Raw genomic sequence first — 8,127 nt, forward strand, 5'->3', positions numbered from 1 at the left:
GGTCGATCCGGTCCACCAGCTGCTGCAGCTCGCTCGCCCGGGCGTCGGCGGTGTCGAGGTCGACCGAGCCGTCGGCGGTCAGCCCGGCGAAGCCACCGGAACGCCGCACGCTGACGGTCCGGGTCGGCGCACCCGTCGCAGGCGGCGGCTCGCCCGGCCCGGACGTCGACGGCGTCACCCCGACCGTCGCCCAGGCCTGCGTGACCGCGTCGGTGTGCTCGCCGGCCGCGGCCACCGTCGCGGCTGCAAAGGTGGCGAAGTCGGCCTGCGAGGAGAGGCCGCCAGTCAGGGCGGCGTACCAGATCCGCCCGGCCCCCTCGGCCGACGAGCCGCCGATGGCGACCGCGGCGAGCTGGAAGGCACGGTTGGGGATGCCGGAGTTGATGTGGACACCGCCGTTGTCGTCGCTGGTGGTGACGTAGTCGTCCATGTGCGCCGGCTGCGGGTCCTTGCCGAGCACCGGGTCGTCGTAGGCCGTCCCGGGATGGGCCATGTCGCGCAGCGCCCGCCCCTGGACGCCGGGCAGGAACAGCCCGGCACCGACCAGCCAGTCGGCCTCCTGCGCGGTCTGCCCCAGCACCCGTTGCTTGACGCACGAGCCGAACACGTCGGAGACCGACTCGTTGAGCGCGCCGGGCTGGCCGCGGTAGACGAGGCCGGCCGTGCGCTCGGTCACCGCGTGGGTCAGCTCGTGGCCGAGGACGTCGACCGGCTTGGTGAACCGGTCGAAGGTCTTGCCGTCGCCGTCGCCGAAGACCAGCTGGATGCCGTTCCAGAACGCGTTGTCGTAGCTCCGCTGGTAGTGCACGGTCGCCACCACGCTCGCGCCGGCGTCGTCGTAGGAGTCGCGGTCGTAGACCTCGGCGTACATCGCCAGCGACGCGGCCACGCCGTCGGCGGCCTCGTCGACGGCGACGTCGCCGCTCGGGTCGTCGCCTGCGGTGCGCACCACATCGCCCGGGAGCGTCGAGCCGTTGCGCGCGGTGTGCACGACCCAGTCGGGACTCGTCGCGGGAGGCGCCTGGACCGTGCGCTGGGTCCGGAGCCGCTCGTCGTGGGCCAGCATCTGCAGCACCCACCCGGCGTCCTCGGGTCGGTTGCGGGCGATCTCCTGCAGGAGGTACGGCGGGACGAAGCAGTGCCGTCTCCGCGGCGAACTCACCTCGGCACCCGGTCCGCCGGGAACCCACCGGTCGCCACGGGCCCCCACCGGTCGGGCGTGATCCGGACCAGCGACTTGCCCTGCCGGCGCATCGCCTGCCGGTAGTCGTCCCAGTCGGGGTGCTCACCGGAGATGCACCGGAAGTACTCCACCAGCCCGTCCTCCGCCTCGGGGCTCGGCATGTCGAGGACCTCGGCGGTGCCGTCGACCTGCACCCACGCGTCGTTCCACTCGTCGGAGAGGACGAGGACCGTGGCCCGGGGGTCACGGCGCAGGTTGGTGGTCTTGGCGCGGTCGGGGTAGGTCGAGACCACGATCCGACCCTCGGCGTCCACGCCTCCCGTCACCGGCGACAGCTGTGGTCTGCCGTCCCGTCTCGTGGTCACCAGGACCAGGTGGTGGCGGGTCCGCACGAAGTCGAGCAGCTCCTCGCGCGAGACCCGAGTGTTCGTCGCGATGGTGGGCATGCCGCCAGCCTAGGAGGCGACGACGACGGCGTCCTCGAGCGTCATCGACATGCCGCCGTTGACCCAGCCGTCGCCGTCACAGTCCTTCCCGTTCGGCTGGATGCGGGAGAGCTCGACGGCCTGCTCCCGCCGGGCGATCACGGCGCCAGCCTGGTCACGCAGCTCCGCCGTCACGTGCACCGTCCCCGGCTCGAACGAGCGGCCGAGGTCGTCGAAGGTCGCGGTCAGGGCCGGGAGGCCGCCCCACATCGGGCGTCGGGCCCAGTCGTCCTCGAACGCTCCGCACTCGTGGTCGTCGCACACGGTGACGGCCAGGCTCCCGCTCACCAGCTGGAGCCCGGGCGCGAACTCGACCGTGACGCCGTTCCAGCTGCCGACGGCCGTGCAGTCGTGGCCGAAGGCGCTGCAGCCGACCAAGGCGGAGAGGAGCAGCAGCAGGACCGCCGTGCGCATGGCGCAGCCTACGTCCGCCGATGCGGATCGGAGCGTCGTTCGCCCCTAGAGTTGACCCTTGTGCCTGACCCCGATCGCCGCGAGGCGAAGCTCCGCAACGTCGCGATCGTCGCGCACGTCGACCACGGCAAGACCACGCTGGTCGACGCGATGCTCCGGCAGGCCGGCGCGTTCTCCGCGCACCAGGCCGAGACCGTCGGCGAGCGGGTCATGGACACCGGCGACCTGGAGCGCGAGAAGGGGATCACGATCCTCGCCAAGAACACCGCGATCCACTACCGCAACGGTGCCGACGACCTGACCATCAACATCATCGACACCCCCGGGCACGCCGACTTCGGCGGCGAGGTCGAGCGCGGCCTGTCGATGGTCGACGGGATCGTGCTGCTGGTCGATGCGAGCGAGGGCCCGCTGCCGCAGACGCGCTTCGTGCTCCGCAAGGCGCTCAACGCCGACATGCCGGTCGTGCTCGTGGTCAACAAGGTCGACCGCGCCGATGCCAGGATCAGCGAGGTCGTCGACGAGACCTACGAGCTCTTCCTCGACCTGCTCGACGAGAGCCACGGCCAGGACGCGCTGGACTTCCCGGTCGTCTACGCCAGCGCCAAGGCCGGCATCGCCTCGCTCCAGCAGCCGGCCGACGGCTCGATGCCAGCGGGCAGCGACCTCGAGCCGCTGTTCCGGACGATCCTGGAGACCATCCCCGCACCGACGTACGTCGAGGGCGCGCCGCTCCAGGCCCACGTCACCAACCTCGACGCCTCGCCGTTCCTCGGCCGGCTGGCGCTGCTCCGCATCCACGCCGGGACCATCCGGAAGGGTCAGACGGTCGCCTGGATCCGCCGCGACGGCGAGGTCCGCAGCGTCCGGGTCACCGAGCTCCTCGTCACCGACGGGCTCGAGCGCAAGCCGGGCGAGCAGGCGGGCCCCGGTGACATCGTCGCGGTCGCGGGCATCCCCGACATCACCATCGGTGAGACCCTGGCCGATCCGGAGCACCCGGTCGCACTGCCGCTGATCCACGTCGACGAGCCCGCGATCTCGATGACGATCGGCACCAACACCAGCCCCCTGGTCGGGCAGGTCAAGGGCGCCAAGGTGACCGCGCGGCTGGTCAAGGACCGGCTCGACGCCGAGCTGGTCGGCAACGTCTCGCTCAAGATCCTCCCCACCGAGCGGCCCGACGCGTGGGAGGTCCAGGGCCGCGGCGAGCTGGCCCTGGCCATCCTGGTCGAGCAGATGCGCCGCGAGGGCTACGAGCTCACCGTCGGCAAGCCCCAGGTCGTCACCAAGGAGGTCGACGGCAAGGTGCACGAGCCGATGGAGCGGCTGACCATCGACGCCCCGGAGGAGTACCTCGGCACGATCACCGAGCTCCTCGCCGCCCGCAAGGGCCGGATGGAGCAGATGACCAACCACGGCACCGGCTGGGTGCGGATGGAGTTCCTGGTCCCGGCGCGCGGCCTGATCGGCTTCCGCACCGAGTTCCTCACCGACACCCGCGGCACCGGCATCGCCCACCACGTCTTCGACGGCTACGAGCCGTGGGCCGGCGAGATCCGGTCGCGCGCGTCCGGCTCGCTGGTGGCCGACCGGACGGGGAAGGCTTCGGCGTACGCCATGACCTCGCTGCAGGAGCGGGGCGTGCTCTTCGTCGAGCCGGCGACCGAGGTCTACGAGGGGATGATCGTCGGCGAGAACTCCCGCGCCGACGACATGGACGTCAACATCACCAAGGAGAAGCAGCAGACCAACATCCGCTCCTCCACCGCCGACAACTTCGAGAAGCTGGTCCCGCCGCGCAAGCTGTCGCTCGAGCAGTGCTTGGAGTTCTGCCGCGAGGACGAGTGCGTCGAGGTCACCCCAGAGACGGTCCGGCTGCGCAAGGTCGTGCTCGACCAGAACGACCGGGCGAAGATGGCTGCCCGGGCTCGCCGCGCCAACGCCTAGTCGATCGTCAGGTCCACCCGCGGCGCACCACTACCTTTCGGCGAGCAGCCGGCGGAGGACGCCACCGGTGAGCCGAACACCGTCGCGCTCGAGGTTCCACGCGCCGCCCGACCGCACCCGGTTGGTCACCCAGAAGACCATGGCGCCGGTGCCGAGCACCCGGGCGAGCTCGGCGTAGGACCAGCCGTTGCCGCCGTTGTGCCATGCCACCCGGCCGGCCGGGGTGTCGAGCAGCACCCAGCCGTAGCCGTACCAGCTGTCACCGGCGGGCTGCTCCTGGACCCGCGGCCGGAACAGCTCGCGCTGGGCGCTTCGGTCGAGCACGCGGTGGTCGAGCAGCGCCCGCTGCCAGCGGGCCAGGTCGTTGGCGGTCGAGAGGAGGCCGCCGTTGCCGCGGAGGTTCCACCACGGCCCGCTCGCCGCCCACGGGTGGTCGAAGGGACGACCCTGGGCGCGACCTCGTGCGTCGTACTCCACGGCCACGTCGGCCCGGCGCCAGTGCGGCAGGACGTAGCCGGTGTGGCGCATCCCCGCGGGGCGGAAGAGGTGCTGGGCCAGGAACCGTTCGTACGTCGTCCCCGACGCCCGCTCGATGATGAGGGCGAGCAGGCTGTAGCCGAGGTTGGAGTAGTGGTAGTGCGAGCCGGGCGTGGTCCGCAGCGGGGACGCCAGCGCCCGACGCAGCAGCTGGCGGCGGCTGAGCCGCTCGTAGTCGTCGCCGAGGGAGCCGACCAGCCCCGAGGTGTGCGTGAGGAGCTGCTGCACGGTGATCGCCTCCTTGTCGGGCGGCACCGGACCGAGCCACCGGCCGATCGGGTCCTGGACGTCGAGACGGCCGAGCATCTCGAGCTTGACGACCGCGGCAGCCGTGAACTGCTTGGTGAGCGAGCCGATGTCGTAGACCGTGTCGCAGCCCGCCGGCACCCGCGCGGCCCGATCAGCCCATCCGAGACCCTCGCACGCCACCACCCGGTGGCCGCGCATCGCGACCAGCGTGCCGCTCGCGCCGGCAGGCACCGTGCGCTCGACGAACCTCGTGACCGACACCGAGGCCGGGTCCGGCGTGCGCGCATCGGCGGGTGGACCGGTGAGGACCGATGCGCCGAGCGCGAGCGCCACGAGTCCCCGGGTCAGGACCGGGTGCACTGCCACGCCACGTCCTCGCCGGACGACCTCTGGTCACACCGCCAGCCGGTGCGCTCGAGGCCGGCGGCCCAAGCGGCGACCGCTCGGCATTCCCGGTCGGAGCACGACTGCACCTCCACCCGGACCGCCACGCCCTGCGCGGCCACGAAGCCGGCGGTGAGCGCGGTGACCGTGATCGCGCCGATGCCGACGAGGGCCCAGCGCCGGATGCCCGCGGCGCGGGCGACCAGGCCACCGCACACGAGGGAGAACGCCTCGCGCCCGACACCGGAGCGCTCCGCGAGCTCCTGCGCGAGACCGGCCAGGTGGTCGCCGTCCCGCCGGCGGACGGCCCGCGGGTAGGCGAGCAGGCACAGCGCGAGGAGGCGCCGTCGCGTCCGGGCGCTCATGCGAGTCGCGGCTTCCGGTTCGGCCTGACGCCGCTGCGCGAGCCGAGCGCCGTGGCGAGCGACCGGAGCCGGGCCGTCTCGTCGGCCAGCGCGGTCTGGCCAGCGGCGGTGAGCCGGTAGTAGCGACGACGGCGCCCCGCCACGACGTCCTCGCGGGACTGCGTCACCAGTCCGTCGGCCGTCAACCTGTTGAGCGCGCCGTAGAGCGTGCCGGCAGTCAGCCGCACCCGGCCGCCCGAGAGCTCCTCGACGTCCCGCGCGATGCCGTAGCCGTGCAGCTCGCCGAGCGCGAGGCTGGCCAGGATGAAGAGCGCCTGCTCGGTCATGTCGAGCCACGATACATCGATCTACGATGTATGGCACACCTGGTTCCGGCACGGGAGTAACCGCCGCCCGCATTCGGGTGTTGGATCGGGTCCATGGAGACCTCGGAGCTGATCAGCACCGCTCGCCAGCAGTCGCTGGGCGACCTGCCACGGCGCTCGGCGCGGCGCTACCCGGACAAGGTCGCGATCATCGACGGCCCGACCCGGATCACCTTCGCCGAGCTCGACGCCGCGGTCGACCGGGCCGCGGCCGCGATGGCGGGCGCCGGGCTGGCGAAGGGCGACCGGCTCGCCCTGCTCTGCCACAACTGCTGGCAGCTCGCGGTCCTCGACTTCGCGACCGCGCGGATCGGCGTCGTGCTCGTGCCGGTCAACTTCATGCTCGGTGGCGAAGAGATCGCCTTCATCCTCGACCACAGCGGCGCGCAGGCGTTCGTCGCCGAGGACGCCCTGGTCGGGACGGCGGACCGGGCCCTCGCCGCGGCGTCGGCCGGGACGGTCCGGCTCAAGCACGTGGTCCGGCTGGCGGGCGACGACGTACCGGACGGCTGGGCGGACCTCCAGGACTGGCTCGACCACGACGGCGCACCGCCCGAGGTGCTGGTCCGAGACGACGACCCGGTCCGGATGATGTTCACCTCCGGCACCGAGTCGCGGCCCAAGGGCGCGCTGCTCTCGAGCCGGTCGCTGCTGTGGCAGTACGCAACCTGCGTGGTCGACGGTGAGTACAGCCCGGACGACATCGACCTGCACTCCCTGCCGCTCTACCACTGCGCCCAGCTCGACGTCTTCCTCGGCCCCGACGTGTGGATCGGCGCGACCAGCATCATCCTGCGCGGTCCGGACGCTGCAGCCGTCCTCGCTGCGATCGAGGAGCACCGCGTCAACCGGTTCTTCGCCCCGCCGACGGTCTGGATCGGGCTGCTGCGCCACCCCGGCTTCGACGACGCCGACCTCTCGACGCTGGCCAAGGGCTACTACGGCGCCTCGCCGATGCCGGTCGAGATCCTCAAGGAGATGCAGTCGCGGCTGCCCGGCGTACGCCTGTGGAACTTCTACGGCCAGACCGAGATGGCGCCGCTGGCCACCTCGCTCGGCCCTGACGAGCAGCTCTCGCACGCCGGCTCCGCCGGCCGGGCGGCCCTGAACGTCGAGACCAGGATCGTCGACGACCTGGACCGGGACGTACAGGCCGGCGAGGTCGGCGAGATCGTGCACCGCTCGCCGCACGCCATGCTCGGCTACTACCAGGACGACGAGAAGACTCGCGAGGCGTTCCGCAACGGGTGGTTCCACTCCGGCGACCTCGGCTACGTCGACGAGACCGGGCACCTCTACGTCGTCGACCGCAAGAAGGACATGATCAAGACCGGTGGCGAGAACGTCGCCTCCCGCGAGGTCGAGGAGGCGATCTACCAGCTCGAAGGCGTCGCCGAGGTCGCGGTCTTCGGGGTGAGCCACCCGCGCTGGGTGGAGGCGGTCGCCGCGGCCGTCGTGCCCAAGGAGGGGGCCGCCCTCACCTCCGAGGACGTCGTCGGCCACACGCGGTCGGTGCTGGCGGGCTTCAAGGTGCCGAAGTACGTCGTCATCGTCGACGCGCTGCCGAAGAACCCCAGCGGCAAGATCGTGAAGCGGCAGCTCCGCGAGGAGCACGCCGACCTCGCCGCCGGGGACGGATAGCGTGACGCTCAGCCGGCCTGGGCCGCCATCGTGCCGGGCTGGTAGGACCCACCCGCGTAGCCGGAGATCACGCCGAGCCGGTTGGTGGCGTTGATCAGCGCGATCAGCGAGACCAGCGCCGTCAGCTGCTCCTCGTCGAAGTGCTCGCGCACCCGGGCCCAGGTCTCGTCGGAGACCCCCGCCCCATCGGCGAGCCTGGTGCCCTCCTCGGTGAGCGCCAGCGCCGCCCGCTCGGCCTCGGTGAACACGCTGGAGTGGCGCCACGCCGCCACGAGGTGGATGCGCACGTCGTCCTCGCCCGCCCCGGCCGCCTCCTTGGTGTGGATGTCGACGCACCAACCACAGCCGTTGATCTGGCTGGCGCGCAGGCTCACCAGGTCGCGGACGGTCCGGGGCAAGCGGGACTGCTCGATCGCCAGGTTGACGTTGAACAGCCTCTTGGCGATCTTGCCGCCGACCTCGTTGTCGGTGAAGTTGATCCGGGGTTCCATCGTCGTCCTCTCGTCGGGTCCCCTGTCTGGGGCCTTCGAGCACCAGATGCCGCCCGCCCGCGA

At 71.9% G+C, this 8,127-nt stretch carries 9 protein-coding genes; 2 read left to right on the forward strand and 7 right to left on the reverse strand.

The window, feature by feature from the left end; all coding sequences use genetic code 11:
• The 3 genes from VFV89_RS19105 to VFV89_RS19115 form a co-directional block, all read right to left on the reverse strand.
• Positions 1 to 1,162 (reverse strand): M4 family metallopeptidase (locus VFV89_RS19105; protein WP_329707558.1); only part of this gene is annotated, 1,162 nt, incomplete at its 3' end.
• A complete protein-coding gene (locus VFV89_RS19110) occupies positions 1,159 to 1,629 on the reverse strand; it encodes a PPOX class F420-dependent oxidoreductase (RefSeq protein WP_329707559.1) in 471 nt (156 codons plus the stop codon). The genes VFV89_RS19105 and VFV89_RS19110, both read right to left, overlap by 4 nt.
• 9 nt (positions 1,630 to 1,638) lie before the next feature.
• A complete protein-coding gene (locus tag VFV89_RS19115) occupies positions 1,639 to 2,082 on the reverse strand; it encodes a hypothetical protein (protein ID WP_329707560.1) in 444 nt (147 codons plus the stop codon).
• 60 nt (positions 2,083 to 2,142) lie between these two features.
• On the opposite strand from VFV89_RS19115, the gene typA reads away from it, so the two are divergent.
• Entirely contained in the window at positions 2,143 to 4,032 is a 1,890-nt protein-coding gene (typA, locus tag VFV89_RS19120; protein ID WP_329707561.1) for a translational GTPase TypA, read from the forward strand.
• A 30-nt stretch (positions 4,033 to 4,062) separates the two neighbouring features.
• Here typA and VFV89_RS19125 read toward each other — a convergent pair whose 3' ends face one another.
• From VFV89_RS19125 to VFV89_RS19135, 3 genes are read right to left on the reverse strand one after another with little or no spacing between them, the layout of a single operon-like run.
• Positions 4,063 to 5,184 (reverse strand): serine hydrolase domain-containing protein, encoded by a 1,122-nt coding sequence (locus VFV89_RS19125; RefSeq protein ID WP_329707562.1) that lies wholly within the window; start codon positions 5,182 to 5,184, stop codon positions 4,063 to 4,065.
• Entirely contained in the window at positions 5,163 to 5,567 is a 405-nt protein-coding gene (locus tag VFV89_RS19130; RefSeq protein WP_329707563.1) for a hypothetical protein, read from the reverse strand. The genes VFV89_RS19125 and VFV89_RS19130 overlap by 22 nt, the downstream gene beginning before the upstream one ends.
• Positions 5,564 to 5,893, reverse strand: a complete 330-nt coding sequence (locus tag VFV89_RS19135; RefSeq protein WP_329707564.1) for a PadR family transcriptional regulator — start codon at positions 5,891 to 5,893, stop codon at positions 5,564 to 5,566. The genes VFV89_RS19130 and VFV89_RS19135 overlap by 4 nt, the downstream gene beginning before the upstream one ends.
• A 93-nt stretch (positions 5,894 to 5,986) precedes the next feature.
• Here VFV89_RS19135 and VFV89_RS19140 point away from each other — a divergent pair, with 93 nt between their 5' ends.
• Positions 5,987 to 7,573: a fatty acyl-CoA synthetase gene (locus VFV89_RS19140; protein WP_329707565.1), complete on the forward strand. Its 1,587-nt coding sequence runs from the start codon at positions 5,987 to 5,989 to the stop codon at positions 7,571 to 7,573.
• 8 nt (positions 7,574 to 7,581) lie between these two features.
• Here the strand turns inward: VFV89_RS19140 and VFV89_RS19145 are convergent, their stop codons facing one another.
• Positions 7,582 to 8,064 carry a carboxymuconolactone decarboxylase family protein gene (locus tag VFV89_RS19145; protein ID WP_329707566.1) on the reverse strand — a complete coding sequence of 161 codons (483 nt, stop codon included), beginning with the start codon at positions 8,062 to 8,064 and terminating at the stop codon, positions 7,582 to 7,584.
• Between the last annotated feature and the right edge of the window lie 63 nt (positions 8,065 to 8,127).

It is taken from the genome of Nocardioides sp., assembly GCF_036274455.1.
In the GTDB taxonomy this organism is placed as follows: domain Bacteria; phylum Actinomycetota; class Actinomycetes; order Propionibacteriales; family Nocardioidaceae; genus Nocardioides.